Genomic DNA, 16,924 nt, shown 5'->3' with positions numbered 1-16,924 from the left:
TAACACGGCTGTAATTCTCAGTAAGCAGGAAATATAGTCAACTTGCTATAAACCGTCGTTGAGATCCGCTAGAATTACCGGTTCTAATGACATTCCGTCATCGACGACTCAACGTAAGACTTTAAATCATGTTTGAAATAAACCCGGTAAAAAACCGAATTCAGGACCTGTCTGATCGGACAGCCGTTCTCAGGGGGTATCTTTGACTATGATGCCAAGAAAGAGCGACTGGAAGAAGTAAACGCCGAGCTGGAACAGCCCGACGTCTGGAATGAACCTGAGCGCGCCCAAGCGCTGGGTAAAGAGCGTTCTGCGCTGGAAGAGATAGTCACCACTATTGATCAATTGGATCAAGGCATGGAAGACGTCACTGGCTTGCTAGAACTGGCGATTGAAGCTGACGACGAAGAGACGTTTAACGAAGCGGTTGCTGAGTTAGATATCCTTGATGGCAAGCTGGGCCAGCTTGAATTCCGCCGTATGTTCTCTGGTGAATATGATAGCGCCAACTGCTACCTGGATCTGCAAGCAGGCTCCGGTGGTACAGAAGCTCAGGACTGGGCCAGCATGTTGCTGCGCATGTATCTGCGCTGGGCTGAATCCAAAGGTTTCAAAACTGAAATCATTGAAGAGTCGGATGGCGATGTCGCGGGCCTGAAGTCTGCCACGATCAAAATCATCGGTGAATATGCATTTGGCTGGTTACGTACTGAAACTGGCGTACATCGCCTGGTACGTAAAAGCCCATTTGACTCTGGTGGCCGCCGTCATACCTCTTTCAGTTCTGCCTTTGTCTATCCTGAAGTTGACGACGACATTGATATCGAAATCAACCCGGCAGACTTGCGTATTGACGTTTACCGCGCATCTGGTGCGGGTGGTCAACATGTTAACAAAACGGAATCTGCGGTACGTATTACCCATATTCCAACCAATATTGTGACTCAGTGTCAGAATGACCGTTCTCAGCATAAAAACAAAGATCAAGCGATGAAACAGTTGAAAGCGAAGCTGTATGAGTTTGAGATGCAAAAGAAAAATGCTGATAAACAGGTTCTGGAAGATAACAAGTCCGATATCGGTTGGGGCAGCCAGATCCGTTCTTATGTACTAGATGACTCACGTATCAAAGATTTGCGTACCGGTGTGGAAACACGCAACACGCAAGCGGTACTGGATGGTGATCTGGACAAATTCATCGAAGCAAGTTTGAAAGCCGGGCTATAAGGAACTGAGATGTCAGAGCAAAAAACGCAAGTCGCTGAGCAAGCGCAAGAACTCAATAGTGAGTTACAAGCTCGTCGAGAAAAACTGGCAGTGCTGCGGGAAAAAGGGATTGCTTTCCCAAATGATTTCCGCCGCGAGCACCTCTCTGACCAGTTGCATGCTGAGTATGGCAGCAAAGAGAACGAAGAGTTAGAAGCACTGAATATCGAAGTAACCGTTGCCGGTCGCATGATGACCCGCCGCATCATGGGCAAAGCATCATTCGTGACACTGCAAGATGTCGGTGGTCGTATTCAGTTGTACGTTTCCCGTGATGATCTGCCGGAAGGCGTTTATAACGAAGAGTTCAAAAAGTGGGATCTGGGCGATATCCTGGGTGCACGCGGTAAACTGTTTAAAACCAAAACCGGCGAGCTGTCTATCCACTGTAGCGAACTGCGTTTACTGACCAAAGCACTGCGTCCGCTGCCAGATAAATTCCACGGCCTGGCTGATCAGGAGACCCGTTATCGCCAGCGTTATCTGGACCTGATCGCTAACGACGAATCTCGCAATACGTTCAAAGTGCGTTCGCAAGTGATGTCTGGCATCCGCAGCTTCATGGTGGAAAAAGGTTTCATGGAAGTCGAAACCCCAATGATGCAAGTGATCCCTGGCGGCGCGTCTGCACGTCCGTTCGTGACACATCATAATGCGCTGGATATCGATATGTACTTACGTATCGCACCAGAACTGTACTTGAAACGCCTGGTTGTCGGTGGTTTTGAACGTGTGTTCGAAATTAACCGCAACTTCCGTAATGAGGGTGTTTCACCGCGCCATAACCCAGAGTTCACTATGATGGAACTCTATATGGCGTATGCGGATTACAAAGATCTGATCGTATTGACCGAAGAGTTGTTCCGCACCCTGACTGAAAACATTCTGGGTAGTAGTGTGGTGCAGTATGGTGAGCAGACATTTGATTTTGGTAAACCTTTTGTCAAGTTGACCATGAAAGAAGCCATTTGCAAATATCGCCCTGAAACCAATGTGGCGGATTTGGATGATATGGGCAAAGCTGTGACCATTGCCGAGTCACTAGGTATCAAAGTGGAGAAGAGCTGGGGCCTGGGCCGCGTTCAATGCGAAATTTTCGAAGAGACCGCAGAGAGCCACCTGATTCAGCCAACATTCATCACTGAATACCCGGCAGAGGTTTCTCCGCTGGCACGTCGTAACGACGATAATCCATTCATCACTGACCGTTTCGAGTTCTTCATCGGTGGCCGTGAAATTGGCAACGGCTTCTCTGAGCTGAATGACGCTGAAGACCAAGCTCAGCGCTTTGCCGATCAAGTTAGCGCCAAAGAAGCAGGCGATGATGAAGCAATGTTCTACGATGAAGATTATGTCACCGCACTGGAACATGGCTTGCCGCCAACGGCTGGCTTGGGCATTGGTATTGACCGTATGGTGATGTTGTTTACCAACAGCCACACTATCCGCGATGTTATCTTGTTCCCAGCGATGCGCCCGGTAAAATAAGCAACCTTGGTTAACGGTAAACCTATTAGGGCGCTACGGCGCCCTTTTTACTGAGCAAAGGATTCCCAGAAAATAGCAGTAGTTACGGCTTATTTAAGCTAATCGCTTAAAATACCGGCGCTTAGACTATATCTTCGCTTGCCCACGTCAAAGAACCGGTTATAATGCAAACCGCACACCGAAGCGGGTGTAGTTCAATGGTAGAACGAGAGCTTCCCAAGCTCTATACGAGGGTTCGATTCCCTTCACCCGCTCCAATCTTCTTGTATCTCAATAAATTAGAGATATAAGTGCTTCTAGCGATAGTGATAACTCACATACCTGCCTTTTGTCCCCATTGAACTATCCCAGATAATTGAACTATCCCAGATAACTGTCACGTCTTGATATGTGGTTAATCGGGTAGCTTATCAATACACTGGCGGCTCTTTCAGAGCTTTACCGCGATAGCACAACAAGAATCTATGCCGCCAACCAACGGCTCTAAACTCTATCTAAAACTCATAGCAGGGCGCATGTTAAGCCCGATGCTCTCTTATGCCACACGTCGTGATGACGTTGCAGAGGATAAACAGGTCAATCTAATGTCACTCCCAGCTTAATGTAGTCAGTAAAAGTATGGCACTGGTTATGTAAGGGAGGGACGTCCATCACATCACGACATAGACGAGATACCCGTGAATACACTGAGCGATGTTATCTACGGGATAATACAGTCGTTCGAAGGCTTTTCGTATCAGAGAAATGGGCGGAGATTCTGGTAAATAAATGAGATATTACCCGCGCCTTTGCTTAATGCAACACAACCTAAATCCCGGAGGTTCATTGAGTCTTAGACCGAATAATTCGGGTTCTACAGTGGCAGCAATTTGAATATCGATGCGAAAACTAATGGAGAAAGCCGCTGGTTTTGTTTTCCTCAATACACCGACACAAATCAAAGCTAATAAATAGCATCATTAATAAAGGTAATTCATCTAATTAAATAATTTCGCAAATCAAAATACGTTAAAAATACAATTCAAAAATCCTGTAAAGGTAAAAAATACATTACATATCGTTTTGATTTAATAGGGTTTTTAATTAAAAAAGGAAAAATTAATTTTTAAGACTATAGATCAAACAAGTAATTTAAAGTAAATTATTGCTCTAGATTGATTTTGCATACCTGAATGAAAGTCAGTGCCCCCTTGCAATAATCCTTATTCAAATCTAATTTTTACGGGAAAGGAATATCAATGTAACCTAGTGCAAATGGGATAGGGAATATTACTTCCCATTAGTTCCTCTGAACTCAATTATTGATAATTAACTTCCCATTGTGATTAAAGCACAAGGGCGGAAAAACACGTCCATTTTCTGCAGTCTGTTCTCGTTTTCGGCATATTGGCAGCTGTAAGTCAGGCGCGGTAGCGTGGGTAAATATTAACCAATGGGAAACTGATGGCACGTAGTGGCTTGGAAGTACAAAAAGCTGCCGTTAAGGCACTTTTTTTAAGGGAAATTAAAACCCGGTTTGGCAAATACAGGCTTGGATATCTATGGGCAGCGCTGGAACCCATGGCCCATCTGCTGATCCTGTTGACTATTTTCGGCTTCATCATGCACCGCACCATGCCGGATATCTCCTTCCCGGTATTTTTGATCAACGGAATCATTCCCTACTTCGTTTTCAGTAACATCACCAATAGGTCTATAGGCGCGATTGAGGCCAATCAGGGTCTGTTCAACTACCGGCCAGTCAAACCTATAGATACGATTATTGCCCGCGCCATTTTAGAGGCGTTGATCTACGCGGTGGTTTACGTGCTGCTGATGGTAATTGTGGCTCTGGCAGGCGAAGAGTTTGAAGTGGTTAAACTGACTTCGCTGGTACTGGTTTGGGTACTGCTGGTGATCTTCTCTTGCGGTGTAGGGCTGATCTTTATGGTGGTGGGTAAAACCTTCCCTGAAACCGAGAAGTTTTTACCTATCCTGATTAAGCCGCTGTACTTTATCTCCTGCATTATGTTTCCGCTACATTCAATTCCAAAAGAGTACTGGCCATATCTGTTATGGAACCCGATCGTGCACGTGGTCGAATTATGTCGTGCCGCCGTCGTCCCCGGCTATGTCAGTGAGGGAGTAAGCCTGAACTATCTGGCGTTCTGTGCTCTGGTTACCTTGTTTGTCGGGCTCGCGTTCTACCGTAACCGTGAAGAGGCGATGCTGACCTCATGATCAAAATTGAAAATCTCACCAAATCATACCGCACCCCTGCCGGTCGCCATTATGTCTTTAAAGATCTGAACGTAGAGCTACCTTCGGGGAAAAGCGTCGCATTAATTGGCCGAAATGGCGCGGGTAAATCTACCCTGCTGCGGGTTATTGGCGGTATTGACCGGGCTGATTCGGGCCAGATCCATACAGACAAAACAATTTCTTGGCCTGTAGGACTTGCTGGTGGATTTCAGGGCAGCCTAACAGGACGCGAAAACGTCAAATTTGTTGCTTGCCTGTATGCTACTCACAGCGAACTCCGAGAAAAAGTTGCCTTTGTCGAAGCGTTCGCCGAGTTAGGAAAATACTTCGATATGCCGATCAAAACCTACTCCTCGGGTATGAAATCCCGCCTCGGTTTTGGCCTGAGCATGGCATTTAAGTTTGACTACTATCTGGTGGATGAAGTCACCGCCGTCGGCGATGCCAAGTTCAAGCGGAAATGCGCTGATGTATTCAAAGCCCGCCATGAAGAAGCCAGCTTTTTGATGGTATCGCACAGCCTAGGCTCGCTGAAAGAGTTTTGTGATGTTGCGCTCTTTATAGGTCGGGATAATCAGGTGAAATATTTTGACTCAGTGGATGAGGCAATTGCCGTTTATAAGGTGGATGAAGGGATATAGTTTGTCTGCCCTACATTTTAGATAACAAATGAAAAAATTAAAAAAATTCCTTCAAAGTCCTGGCGTGTTTTTTCGTGATCACTTAAATAAAAAATACCCTATCATTAGAAATGAAATTCTTTGTCCTGAATTAGAAGAAAATATTCTTATTCGCCATGATTTGTCATTGGAAAAACTAACAAATGTTAACTTCCCAATAGATGTTGTTTTTACATGGGTTGATGATTCTGATCCCGCGTGGCAAAAACGCTATCAACAAAATAAGAACATAGTAGATAAAGATACTCTGGGTCAGCATGCAACAGATAGTGCGAGATTCAGTAACCATGATGAATTGCGTTATTCTATTAAGAGCGTAGAGCTTTACCTACCTTGGGTTAGGCAGATATACATTATCACCGATAAACAACGTCCTGCCTGGCTACAATGCAACTCTCGAATTACAATAATCGATCATAGTGACATTATTGAAAGCCAATATTTACCTACCTTTAACTCACATGTTATAGAAGCTCATTTACATAAGATACCGGGCCTGGCAGAGCACTTTATCTATTTTAATGATGATGTTTTTGTTGCAAGGCCCTTGCCGCCAGGACATTTCTTTAAAGGTAATGGTATAGCTTCATTATTTCTTTCTCAAAAAAGCCTGGCGGATATGCAAGCTAAAGGAACGAATACACCAACGCTTTCTGCCTCACACAATGTAATAGATATCTTCGAAAAAGATTTTCAAATAGCGATTGATACCCCCTTGGTGCATACCTATATTCCGCTCAGGAAAAGCATTTTTGAACAAAGCCATCAACGGTATGAACGTGAGATAAAAAAGTTTTTGCCTAATAAATTCCGAACAAACCATGATATGAATTTAGCAACATTCTTTGTTCCTTGGCTATCTTATATTCAAGGCGCAGCCGTGCCAGCCCGAGATATTTGCTACTACTTTAATATTAGATCGACCGCAGCAAGAAGCAGCTTTAAAGCATTAAAAGTGGCCAAGAAAGAGGGCTGCCTACCTCACTCTTTTTGTGCTAACGACTTCAACACACAGAAAGCCCCGCTTGAAGATTATAAATCCCTATTAATATCCGCACTTAAATATCATTTTGAATCAGAGAAATAAAATGCTCACTAGAAAATTAAAGAAATTAATTCGCAATCCTAATCTGTTTTTTTTAGATATGTTAACAAAACAAGAAAGAAGAATAAAAAAGTTAAGGATAAGGAAATATAAAGGCACTTATCAATATACAATAATTTCAGCAGTATATAATGTTGATAGATATTTAGATGAGTTTATTAAAAGCATTGTCAATCAACATATAGATTTCAAAAATAACATTCACATAATCTTGGTTGATGATGGTTCAACCGATGGTTCAGGAAATACAATAAAGTACTGGCAGAAAAAGTATCCATTAAATATAACTTATCTTTATAAAGAAAATGGTGGGCAAGCCTCTGCAAGGAACCTAGGTTTAGAACATGCTAATACAGAATGGGTAACTTTTATTGATCCTGATGATTTTATTGATAATGAATATTTTTCATCAATAGATTTATTCATTAAGAACAACAGTGACAAAAATTTAAGTCTAGTTTGTTGTAACCTTATATTTTATTTTGATGCCATGAATATATATAAAGATACACATCCGCTAAGATATAAGTTTTCGAAACAAGAAACAATAGTCCCAATAAATGATTTAGGACAGCAAATTCAACTTCATGCCAGTTCTACTCTATTTAAGTTGTCCAATATAAAAAGTCATGACATATCATTTGATGTGGAGATAAAACCTAACTATGAAGATGCACATTTCATAACAAAATATATTTTTCCGTTAAATTCAGGTAATGCTGCATATTTAAAGAATGCGAAGTACTATTATCGAAAAAGAAGTGACGGCACATCAACTTTAGATAATGCATGGGAAAATCCAGGGCTGTACGGTATTGTACTGCAAAAAGGCTGTATTGAATCTATGCAACGTTACCAACAGTCGGGTAGACCTATCCCTGAATCCCTACAAACTCAGATTCTATATCATGTTTTTTGGTACCTAAGGCGACTTATAAACCATGAATCTAAACTCTCTTTTTTAGAGAGGGAAAAAGTAGTTTCATTCGAGAAAAATATACACGATATTTTTTCAATGATTGATAATAAAATCATTATGCAGTTCGGACTTGCAGGATGTTGGTTCTACCATAAGGTTGGGATGCTTTCATGCTTTAAACAGAGTGAACCTACATTCCAGATAGTATATGTAGAGTCATATGATAAGATGAAAGGGCTGGTTCAATTACGTTACTTTACTGGCAAACAAGAACTTGAGCACATAACTGTCAATGATGTAGATACCATTCCTGTTTTTATTAAAAATATTACTCATAAATTCTTATCTAAAAATTTCGTCAATGAAAGACGGTTATGGGTTAAATTTGACCGAAAATCAGTTATAAAAATTAATATTTGTGGAAAATCCGCCAGAATATCACTTGCTGGAAAACAAGAAAAAAATGGGGTGCACGGCGCGGCTATTATTAAGTATTTTGAAGACGTCACACCTAAATATAATGTATCAGAGAAGTATAGAAATGCATGGATATTGATGGACCGCGATACACATGCTGACGATAATGCTGAACATTTATATCGTTATATCCGAGCTAATCATCCTGAAATTGAGATATTCTATGTGCTAAGAAAAAGCTCATGTGACTGGCTTCGCCTTATTCACGACAATTTTAACTTACTTGAATTTGGCAGTGAAGAACATAAAATTGCAGTGGGAAGTTGTTCAAAATTAATTAGCTCTCATGCAGATCACTTTGTGACTAATTTACTGGGGCCAAAGATGTTGTCAGGCCGACATTTTGTTTTCTTACAACACGGTGTAATTAAGGATGACCTTTCTGGATGGCTAAATCAGAAAGACAATATTGATTGCTTTATTACTGCATCAAAACCTGAATTTGATTCTATTGTTTCTGATGACTCACATTATAAATTTGGCAAGAAAGAGGTGGTTCTGACAGGACTGCCGAGGCACGATAGCTTATTAAAATCCACCAAACCTAATAACAATAAAAATATATTGATAATGCCAACTTGGCGATCCTCTATTATTGGGGCGGCGAATAAAGAGGGTACTGAAAGAGATCTCAACCCTTTGTTTATGGATTCTAGCTATGCTAAACATTGGTACAGCCTACTTCATTCACCAGAGCTGCGTCGGATTTGTACGAAATATGGTTATGACGTTGTTTTTTTTCCACACGTAAATATTTTACCTTATCTAGATGAGTTTAAAACCCCCGATTTTATAAAAATAGGAAGCCAAGATAACAGAAATATACAAGATTTATTCAACGATGCTTCACTATTAGTTACAGATTACTCATCTGTTGCTTTTGATATGGCAGTGCAATCTAAATCAGTAATTTATTATCAATTTGATGAAGATACCTTCTTTCAGGGAGATCATACTTATACCAAAGGGTATTACGACTATCGCAAGGATGGTTTTGGCGCAGTAGTCACTAATGAGCAGGCGTTTTTCTCAGAATTAAATGTCGTGCTTAAGAATTCAGCCAAGCCATCAGAGAAAATTAAAAAGCGGATAGATAATACTTTTCAACACCGTGATGGCAATAACTGTAAACGCGTTGTTAGCGCTATTGAAGCACTTGACCTTCCATTACCAATTGATTTTGTAGATGCGGATATATTATTTGAATATGCTACTCACGCCAGTAATAGTAAAGATTGGCTTCTTGCGATTTCACGCTGGGCACTAGTCTCCAAGTATGGCAATGAGCATCATAAATATGAAGCGACAATTCAAAATATTATCTCATTGAACAACCTTGGGAAAATCAGATTAGCTTTAGAATCTATTAATGAAAATTATGGGAATAACAAGTTAGTCTGGCCAAAACCAGTGATTCGTGAATTCGCGATCATTCAGATGAAACTTCAACAATGGGAAGCCGCTGTGGCATGTTGGGAAATGCTAACTGACCATAGTGGTGAGGACACGATTGCTATCCTTCAATGCACAGCAGAGCTTTCAGACTCAACCAGATTCGAGTATATTTATAAAAAATACTTCTCTAGTAGTGACGAAAAATATTTGCTACTTAGCAAGGCTTGGTATTATATATGTCATTCTGATTGGTTAAATACTATTATGCTATTAGATGGTGATTCTGTTGACTTAATCAATTGTGAATTCTCAAGATTACAAGCTGGTATTATGTTGGCTCGTTGTAATAGGGAGTTAGGGCATTATGAAGTCGCAAGAGAAAACCTTGATCTGGCATCAATACAACTAATCGACAAAAGCATTTTGAATTATGAAAATGCAAAAATATCTTTTTCAGAAAATAAGTTGGATGAAGTTGTTCAACAAATATTTAATAGAAATGTCGAGTTACTCTCTTTATCTAAAGAGCTAATTATTATTTATCTCAAAGGGCTACGTTCACAAGAGAGATATCTAGAAGCGGAAGCTATTCTTAATAAGCTACCGATTGAATATTTTGATAATAAAGAACTTTTATTTGAGGCTGGTGAAAATTGCTACTCAATGAGGAGATGGGATGCTTCTGCAAAGATCTGGTTACAACTGCTAAATGAATATGATATTGCAAACTATCGGTTGGCATACTCTTATAGAATGCTGGGAATGATAGAAGAGGCAATGACTTTATTGAAAATTTCTAAAAATACTTTTCCTGAGAGTATTGATGAATTGATTCTCAGAGCCGAAATTACCCAACTTTGTTGCAAATGGGATGAAGCTGTTCACTGCTGGTCGTCAATACTTCATTATTATCCTGATAATGCGCCACAGGACAGTTGGTCAAGACTTCATCAATCTCAAATGATGTTGGCACTTTCAAGGCCTAATTAATTAAATAAAATGAGCGGGAAACATATTTCCCAGTGTGGTAGTAATTCCAACATTCCGAATACTGCGTCATTCCCGCTCTTTTAAATCCTCCACACTCACTAAGCTATTTTTTTGAAATACTCGGAACGAGGCTCTTTTTTTTCCGTCGGTATGGGCTCAATCTGATTATCACCATAGTAAACAGCATTAATCTGGGTGTTTTTCAGCATATAGAGACGGAATTTCTTGAATAGCTTCATATCCGGTTTGAAGTCAGATTGCCAGAATTGGTTGAGATGCCCCTGAAACGTCAACCCTTTTATGTCATACATCGCACGGCCCATCACCTTCAGCGGTTTGTTATGGATCAGCGCTGAAATACCCGCTGTGCTGTTGATGGTGATCACCTTTTTGGCGTGGTTCAGCAGATCCGGCATCGGCAGGTCATGCACGTATTTAACCCGGCCACTAATGTTGTACTGTTTGCACAGTTTGCGGATTAATGGCCCATATAAGCGGTGTCCTCGGTCCATGGGGTGATGTTTGATCACCAGATACTGGTCACTGGCCGCCTTCTTTGAAAATGAATACATGACTTCATTAATGTAGTCGCGCACGTCATTATAGGGGCTGTGATTGCGGATTTGGCTGTCGTTGTAGACCTGCAAAATGGCCAGATGGTAGCGCTGATCCAGCTCGCCCTGCAGTTGGGGCAACACTTTTCGTTGCAGGAATCGATACCCTTGTTTTCTCACTGCAGCACGCGCCCAGCAGCGCGCTTCATAGAGGGGGGAGAAGGATTTATGGTGTCGATATTGCGCAAATTCGTGGCGATAAAACCAGCCGGCCAGGTAATAAGTCATGGCATGGCGCACGCGCAGACGAAAACATGATGCCAATTTTTTTGCCACCGGGGGAGTTGCATCGGGCAACTTACGGTAGAAATCTGGATGACGCGGCAATGAAGAGAAGGCGTTTACGCCCCCCTCTTCCAGCGTAATAAAATGGGGCCGGAGATAGCCCTCCTCAAACGCCAGAAAACGCACGCCTTTGGCTTGCGCCCACAGCTTCGCCGCCTGATGCAGTGGCCGACAATCGCCAAAGCACAAAATAGTGTCGAAGTGGTAGGTTTGCCAGGTCTCTTTTAGCCAGACGGGAAACTCTTTTGGCGTCTGCTTAAACAGCAAATAGTCGCGCTTACGACAATAAAACTTGTCGCCGCCGTTGAATACCACGTTTACCGCTTCGCAGCCCATGGATTCAAGCCACCCGGCGATATCACTGAAGAAAGGCCCCATCGGGCCTTGTAGCAGCAGGTATTTTTTCCCAGCGAGAAGTTTGGTTAGTGCGCGGCTATTTGTAAGCATAAACTGGTCACCATTAGGATTTAACAGACTGATTTATAGATTCATTGTGACTTTGGCTAACATGATCAACTTTCGGTAATAGCGGATAATCCTGCCCGCCCTCTTTTTACTCAATTGCATCCTGGCGCGGGGTTGAGCGGCCAGAATGTCTAACGCCCGTTCAGCGGTGATGGCTTCGCGCCGTTGCGGGTCAACATAGGTCGGGTAAGCGATTAACGCCTGATAAACCAGGTCATCCAACATCAAAATACGGTTTCGGCGGGGCGAACGATGTTCATCCTGTGTCAGCCCCCATCCGGCGTAAAATGGCAGGCCGTAACAGAACACCTGCTTGCCGTGCAGCAGGGCTTCAAAACCTGAGAGTGACGTCAGGGTATGCAACTCATCGGCCACCTGGATACACTGAATGATATCGGCGTCCAGCGCCTGAAGATCCGCCCAGCGCGCCACATCGGCGGCAGGAATATCGCCTTGTCGGTTGCCGACCAACACATCCGGGTGCGGCTTATAAATGATGAAAGCATCGGGGTTACGCTGGCGGACAGTTTTCAGCAGCTCGCTGTTAGTCCGAATCGTGACAGTGCCAGTCAGTATTGAGGCATCATCCTCCACCTGACCGGGCACCAGAAGAATACGTTTCCCCTGCGCGGTCAGCGGCAGACGGAATGTGCCGCCAATGTTGTATTTACTGACTTTGCTGCTCACCAGTCGTTGGCGGAATTCTGCTGCCCGCGCAGACTGTAGTGCAGTTAACTGACTGCGGTTGAGTAAGGTCTCCAGGTCACTTGGCCGGGTGGCATCGTAGTAAATGCCACTTTTGTCCAGCACCAATGACAGCGGTAGGTTCAGGTCGGAACCCAGCCCCGATGAACGTAAAAAGCCATCTTCCATCCGCCATACTGGCAGGTGTTGCGACAACGCCTTCTCTTGCCAGCGCTGTTCACCTTTACTCCCCCACACCACACAAGCGGTGTTCGCGGTTTTACCTTCTCTGAAAGAGACACGGTTCAGTGATGTTTTTAAGAACAGCAGAAAAATGCTGCGTTTCCAGAGTGTTAACCCCGGCGCCCATAGCTGTCCCTGCCGCTGGTATTGATGATTTTTTTGCATCAACAGGCCATTAATCACATCAAACAGTGTGGCGGGTTGCCCACTACAGGGGTCGATATAGCGGCTATAGCGAAAATAAGCTGCGCTAAAGAGATCCTGCAAAGTTGCCTGCCCGCGCCGCGCCGATAAAGCACTGGCCTGTGGATGGCGATCGTCGGTCAATCCCCAACCGGCATACCAGGGCTGGCCAAATACCGTGACGCTCTTCCCTGCCAGTAGCGCCTCAAAACCATATTGTGAGGTCACCACATAGACGCGGCTGACATGGCGCAATAGCGACTGTGGGCTGACATTTTCTGCGAGCAACTTGATGCGCGGATCGTGCGGGATGGCCGTGAAGTAGCCCGCTTTCTTGCCCTGTAACACATCCGGATGAATCTTCAGCCAGATCTCTGCCTGCGGGTTTTCATCCAACGCGGCATGCAGCATCGCTTTAAAATCAGCCGCATCCGCATTGCCGTACTTCACCGCCATATCACCGAAGGTCTGGTCCACCACCAGCACTGCATCGCCTTGCGGCGGCTCGCCACAAAATGGCGGTGCCAGGTTATATTTCGATAGATCCGCCGCGACTATCAGCTGCATGGCACTCTGCGCATCGGCATAAAAGGGCTGATTACCGGCGCGATCAATAATCAGTGTTTCCAGCGAACTGGCCCGACTGGCGTCGTAATAGATCCCCTGGGTATCCACCACCATCGACAGCGGCGGACAACCCATCACGCCCAACCCCAGTGAACGGATAAAACCATCTTCGAGACGAATAATCGGCAGACCCGCGGCGTGCGCCAGCGAGACGGCTTTCTCCCCCGTCGGGCGATGGCCCCACACCGCCACCGAGTGAACCTCTGGCGGAATGGAGCGCAGCGATGAAAGTTTGCAGCAAGGCTGCGCCAGAAAGTTTTCCAGATGCTCAATGCGGCAGATGCCTGCCGAGAAAATGCCTATCATCAGAGTGTTAACACCACTTTAGCCGCAACCGCCAGTTGGTAAAGAATGGTCGAAATGCCACGTGTGACTTCGATATTCTTCGATTCAAACTTCGGCAGCACCATCAGTTCGTCGCCCGGTTGCAGTGTTTTGACATCGTCAGCATTCAGCGCTTCACCATTTTGCTTAATCAGAATGACCTTGGTGTTGCTGGCTTTTTGCGTGTAGCCGCCAACCTTGGTGATGTAGTCATCCGGGCTAAGCCCTTTCTGCCAGCTCACCGCATTTGGGAACAGCACTTCACCGTGGATCATGACCAGCGAAGTTTTCTCTGGGATCTTAATGACGTCACCATCTTCCAGAATCACCTGATCAAGATTGCTGTCGTTAAGCACCACTTCGCCCTTCGGCACCACATTGCGGGCCTTGGAAACGAAGCGGCTGATAAGCTGTGCCTCCTGCATCCGCAGGCGGGCCTCTTCTGAGGTGGAGGATTGGGCAGATAAAGAGGCCTCCTCGAGTTTTTGCAGCGACAGATCCAGCATCTCTTTTTGGCGCAGCGCTACCGAGCGGCGGTGCAACTGAATGGCATCCATTTGTGACATGCTGTTGGGGCGAATTTTGGCCAACACCTGGCGCATCGTCGCGCCATAAGGCAACACCATGGCATGTTCGCCGGAGTGCGCGCCTTCAATTCGTACCTGAATGGTGCCGGAATACCGATCAGTACTGATGATAAGTCTGTCGCCATCCTGCAATGAGCGGCCCGGCGCAGAGCTGAGCGGATAGTATTCACTGCGCTTTATCGTGCCCTGCTGGCGGATAATGGTCATGTGTGTCGCACCCGGCTTAGGGCGCGCCCAGCTCAGTGCTTCGGTCACCGGGATGGTGCTATTGCGGAACTCAAAATCATAGCTATTGAACACTTCGCCCTCCACACTAAAGGTGTGCTGACGCGGCCCGACCACGATGGTATCGCCATCAGAAAATTGTGATAACCCCAGATTGCCATTGAGTAAAAAATCATACAGATTGACCTGCGAGCGCACGTTTTTACCGCGTTTGATGCTGATATCCACATAACTGCCGCTCTGGGTATCGACCCCACCCGCTTTGCTGAGGTAAGAGAGCAGGGAGTCCGAAGCGACACCGCCATACAAACCGGGGTTATTGACATAACCGGTGACAAATACCTTGACCGGCTGGGCCTGTAATAAAGAGGCGTAGACGTTCACGTTGGATTGATAGACCTGTTTGACCTTGGCGGTCACCACGCTATTAATCTGGCTATTCGGGATGCCGGCCACCTTCAGCGGGCCGACATTCGGCAGGAAGATATTGCCTTTCGGGTCTACACTCAGTGCGCCTTCAAAATTGAACGCCCCCCACAAGCGCACTTGGATCTGATCCCCCAAGCTGACAACATAGTTCGGATTGAAACCAATACTGGAACCACTGTCCGCAGCAGAGACCGAGGTAAAGAGCTGTGCGCCAAACATGCGGCTCATCACTGCCGGCATCACAGCCGGTGGCGGGTCGTAAAACTGGCCGTCGTTATAGGCTTGCTGCTTTTGACCCGAGATCATTGACGGCAAAGGTGCCGCCCCCGTCATATTCGGGTCAGCATTCAGATCGACGGCCTGAACTGATGTTGCCTGGATGGCCATAATCAGAAGAACAGATTTCAATAATTTCATAACATGCTCTGAGTGACTGCCTGCGGTGTCATTCCGACAAGCCGGATATTGCATTAAAACAGCGTCAGTCTTTATGATCGTCAATCACCGCCAGCAATAACTTGACGGTGCCAAAGAGTAAGCAACACACCAGTAACCAGCTGATGAGCAGATACAGGCGATTGGGGAATTTAGCCTCCTCCGGTAGCTGCGGCGAACTGATAACTGACAACATTTTCAGTTTTCGTGCCGCCTCAACACGGGTTTTCTCAATCGATGTCAGGGTCAATTTGTAGATATCGGTGTCGAACAGCACCCTGGCTTTGATCTCTTCAAAATCCACCGCCATGCGGTTTAGCTTGTGGCCGTCGGGGGCGGTGATTTTGCTTTTTTCATCCTCAATCTGGCTGGAGAGCGATTTGAGCGCATTCTTTGCGCTGATGACTTGCGGAGCATCTTCACGGAGATAGGTCAGCAGGTTACGCAGCTCAGTTTCCATCTGAATTTTCTGCCCTACCAGGGTATTCACCAGCGAGGTGGCGGCCAGCGCCTGGGCTTCGGGATCGAGGGTATTGTGCTGGTTCTGATAAGCCAGTAGTTGGCCTTTGCTGGCACTAAGACGGGTGCGGGCCTTGAGCATTTCGTTTTCAGCAAAATCCTGCTGTTCGCGTGCAATTTTGTGTGAGATCTCGTTGATGAAACGTTCTGATTCCTTCAGTATCGCTTCGTTAAACAACTTAGCGAATGCAGGCGTGAATCCCTGTGTACCGATAGTCAGTAGCCCCGTTTTATCGTCATATGTGACTGAAATACGGTCGCGGTAGTAATTAAGGAGTTGCTCACGGGTGGCGCGGTCAGACAGATGATAGAAAAAATCCCAGCCGCTATGGCCGAACGCAGAATGGAAATCTAACTGTTTGTCCAGCACAGCCAGCATGTCAGGCGAGTTTATATATTCTTTCAGATACATCGCATCCTGCGACGAGCCAGGATTGGCGGCCCCCAACAGCAAGCCAACATTCAGACTGCCGCCACTGAGGTCATTTGAGCTTTTGATCGCCACAGTAGATTCACTGAGATAACGCGGATGACTGAACATAAACAGATAGATGATAAGCAGTATCATCGGTAAGCCAATAATAATCTTTCCCAGATTCTGATTAAGCGCCGCCAAACTTAAATAAGGCGATCGACAAGCCAGGGTAATATATCCCCTTATCCGAACAGACTTCATTTTCTCAATAAACATTTATTATCACACGATAAGTAGCACGTATTCACTTTCGTGCCTTATGTAAAAA

Annotated in this window: 10 protein-coding genes, 1 tRNA gene and 1 pseudogene; 7 read left to right on the top strand and 5 right to left on the bottom strand. The window is 45.0% G+C overall.

Translation table 11 applies throughout. The annotated features are described in order from the left end of the window. Nucleotides 1-128: 128 nt before the first annotated feature. The 3 genes from prfB to HRK25_RS02070 all read left to right on the top strand — a co-directional run bounded on the left by prfB (nucleotide 129) and on the right by HRK25_RS02070 (nucleotide 3,011). A protein-coding gene (gene prfB / locus HRK25_RS02080) for a peptide chain release factor 2 (RefSeq protein WP_099460520.1) occupies nucleotides 129-1,227 on the top strand; the annotation gives its coding sequence in 2 pieces (ribosomal slippage) (nucleotides 129-203 and nucleotides 205-1,227; 1,098 coding nt in all). Between the two features lie 9 nt (nucleotides 1,228-1,236). After that, complete coding sequence (gene lysS / locus HRK25_RS02075; protein ID WP_005272809.1) at nucleotides 1,237-2,754, top strand: lysine--tRNA ligase; 1,518 nt, start codon at nucleotides 1,237-1,239, stop codon at nucleotides 2,752-2,754. A 183-nt stretch (nucleotides 2,755-2,937) separates the two neighbouring features. Continuing rightward, nucleotides 2,938-3,011, top strand: a tRNA-Gly gene (locus HRK25_RS02070). Between the two features lie 399 nt (nucleotides 3,012-3,410). Here the strand turns inward: HRK25_RS02070 and HRK25_RS02065 are convergent. Then, nucleotides 3,411-3,500, bottom strand: a pseudogene (locus HRK25_RS02065) (IS6 family transposase); the annotation flags it as partial. A gap of 697 nt (nucleotides 3,501-4,197) precedes the next feature. Here HRK25_RS02065 and HRK25_RS02060 point away from each other — a divergent pair. The 4 genes from HRK25_RS02060 to HRK25_RS02045 are packed head-to-tail and all read left to right on the top strand — an operon-like array spanning nucleotide 4,198 to nucleotide 10,561. Beyond that, complete coding sequence (locus tag HRK25_RS02060; RefSeq protein ID WP_005272814.1) at nucleotides 4,198-4,974, top strand: ABC transporter permease; 777 nt, start codon at nucleotides 4,198-4,200, stop codon at nucleotides 4,972-4,974. Then, nucleotides 4,971-5,636, top strand: coding sequence for an ABC transporter ATP-binding protein (locus HRK25_RS02055; RefSeq protein ID WP_032897257.1), 666 nt, complete (start codon nucleotides 4,971-4,973; stop codon nucleotides 5,634-5,636). The genes HRK25_RS02060 and HRK25_RS02055 overlap by 4 nt, the downstream gene beginning before the upstream one ends. Nucleotides 5,637-5,664: 28 nt before the next feature. Continuing rightward, the gene (locus HRK25_RS02050; RefSeq protein WP_005272817.1) at nucleotides 5,665-6,762 is read left to right on the top strand and encodes a Stealth CR1 domain-containing protein; all 1,098 of its coding nucleotides are present in this window, start codon (nucleotides 5,665-5,667) and stop codon (nucleotides 6,760-6,762) included. Between the two features lies 1 nt (nucleotide 6,763). Then, entirely contained in the window at nucleotides 6,764-10,561 is a 3,798-nt protein-coding gene (locus HRK25_RS02045; protein ID WP_005272819.1) for a CDP-glycerol glycerophosphotransferase family protein, read from the top strand. 98 nt (nucleotides 10,562-10,659) lie between these two features. Here HRK25_RS02045 and HRK25_RS02040 read toward each other — a convergent pair whose 3' ends face one another. The 4 genes from HRK25_RS02040 to HRK25_RS02025 all read right to left on the bottom strand — a co-directional run bounded on the left by HRK25_RS02040 (nucleotide 10,660) and on the right by HRK25_RS02025 (nucleotide 16,872). Next, nucleotides 10,660-11,907, bottom strand: a complete 1,248-nt coding sequence (locus HRK25_RS02040; RefSeq protein ID WP_005272821.1) for a capsule biosynthesis protein — start codon at nucleotides 11,905-11,907, stop codon at nucleotides 10,660-10,662. Nucleotides 11,908-11,940: 33 nt separating this feature from the next. Beyond that, nucleotides 11,941-13,968 (bottom strand): capsular polysaccharide biosynthesis protein, encoded by a 2,028-nt coding sequence (locus HRK25_RS02035; RefSeq protein ID WP_005272822.1) that lies wholly within the window; start codon nucleotides 13,966-13,968, stop codon nucleotides 11,941-11,943. Next, entirely contained in the window at nucleotides 13,968-15,644 is a 1,677-nt protein-coding gene (locus tag HRK25_RS02030; RefSeq protein ID WP_032897259.1) for a polysaccharide biosynthesis/export family protein, read from the bottom strand. The genes HRK25_RS02035 and HRK25_RS02030 overlap by 1 nt, the downstream gene beginning before the upstream one ends. Nucleotides 15,645-15,708: 64 nt before the next feature. Continuing rightward, complete coding sequence (locus tag HRK25_RS02025; RefSeq protein WP_005272823.1) at nucleotides 15,709-16,872, bottom strand: hypothetical protein; 1,164 nt, start codon at nucleotides 16,870-16,872, stop codon at nucleotides 15,709-15,711. Between the last annotated feature and the right edge of the window lie 52 nt (nucleotides 16,873-16,924).

Origin of the sequence: Yersinia bercovieri ATCC 43970, assembly GCF_013282745.1 — a bacterium.
GTDB lineage: Bacteria > Pseudomonadota > Gammaproteobacteria > Enterobacterales > Enterobacteriaceae > Yersinia > Yersinia bercovieri.
Note: the sequence above shows the minus strand (reverse complement) of the source record. Positions and strands in the feature narration are given on the sequence as shown.

What these genes read in the sequence shown, in the direction of transcription:
- lysS (WP_005272809.1), top strand. Translation starts at nt 1,237, where the DNA reads ATGTCAGAGCAAAAAACGCAAGTCGCTGAGCAAGCGCAAGAACTCAAT.
- HRK25_RS02060 (WP_005272814.1), top strand. Translation starts at nt 4,198, where the DNA reads ATGGCACGTAGTGGCTTGGAAGTACAAAAAGCTGCCGTTAAGGCACTT.
- HRK25_RS02055 (WP_032897257.1), top strand. Translation starts at nt 4,971, where the DNA reads ATGATCAAAATTGAAAATCTCACCAAATCATACCGCACCCCTGCCGGT.
- HRK25_RS02050 (WP_005272817.1), top strand. Translation starts at nt 5,665, where the DNA reads ATGAAAAAATTAAAAAAATTCCTTCAAAGTCCTGGCGTGTTTTTTCGT.
- HRK25_RS02045 (WP_005272819.1), top strand. Translation starts at nt 6,764, where the DNA reads ATGCTCACTAGAAAATTAAAGAAATTAATTCGCAATCCTAATCTGTTT.
- HRK25_RS02040 (WP_005272821.1), bottom strand. Translation starts at nt 11,907, where the DNA reads ATGCTTACAAATAGCCGCGCACTAACCAAACTTCTCGCTGGGAAAAAA.
- HRK25_RS02035 (WP_005272822.1), bottom strand. Translation starts at nt 13,968, where the DNA reads ATGATAGGCATTTTCTCGGCAGGCATCTGCCGCATTGAGCATCTGGAA.
- HRK25_RS02030 (WP_032897259.1), bottom strand. Translation starts at nt 15,644, where the DNA reads ATGAAATTATTGAAATCTGTTCTTCTGATTATGGCCATCCAGGCAACA.
- HRK25_RS02025 (WP_005272823.1), bottom strand. Translation starts at nt 16,872, where the DNA reads ATGTTTATTGAGAAAATGAAGTCTGTTCGGATAAGGGGATATATTACC.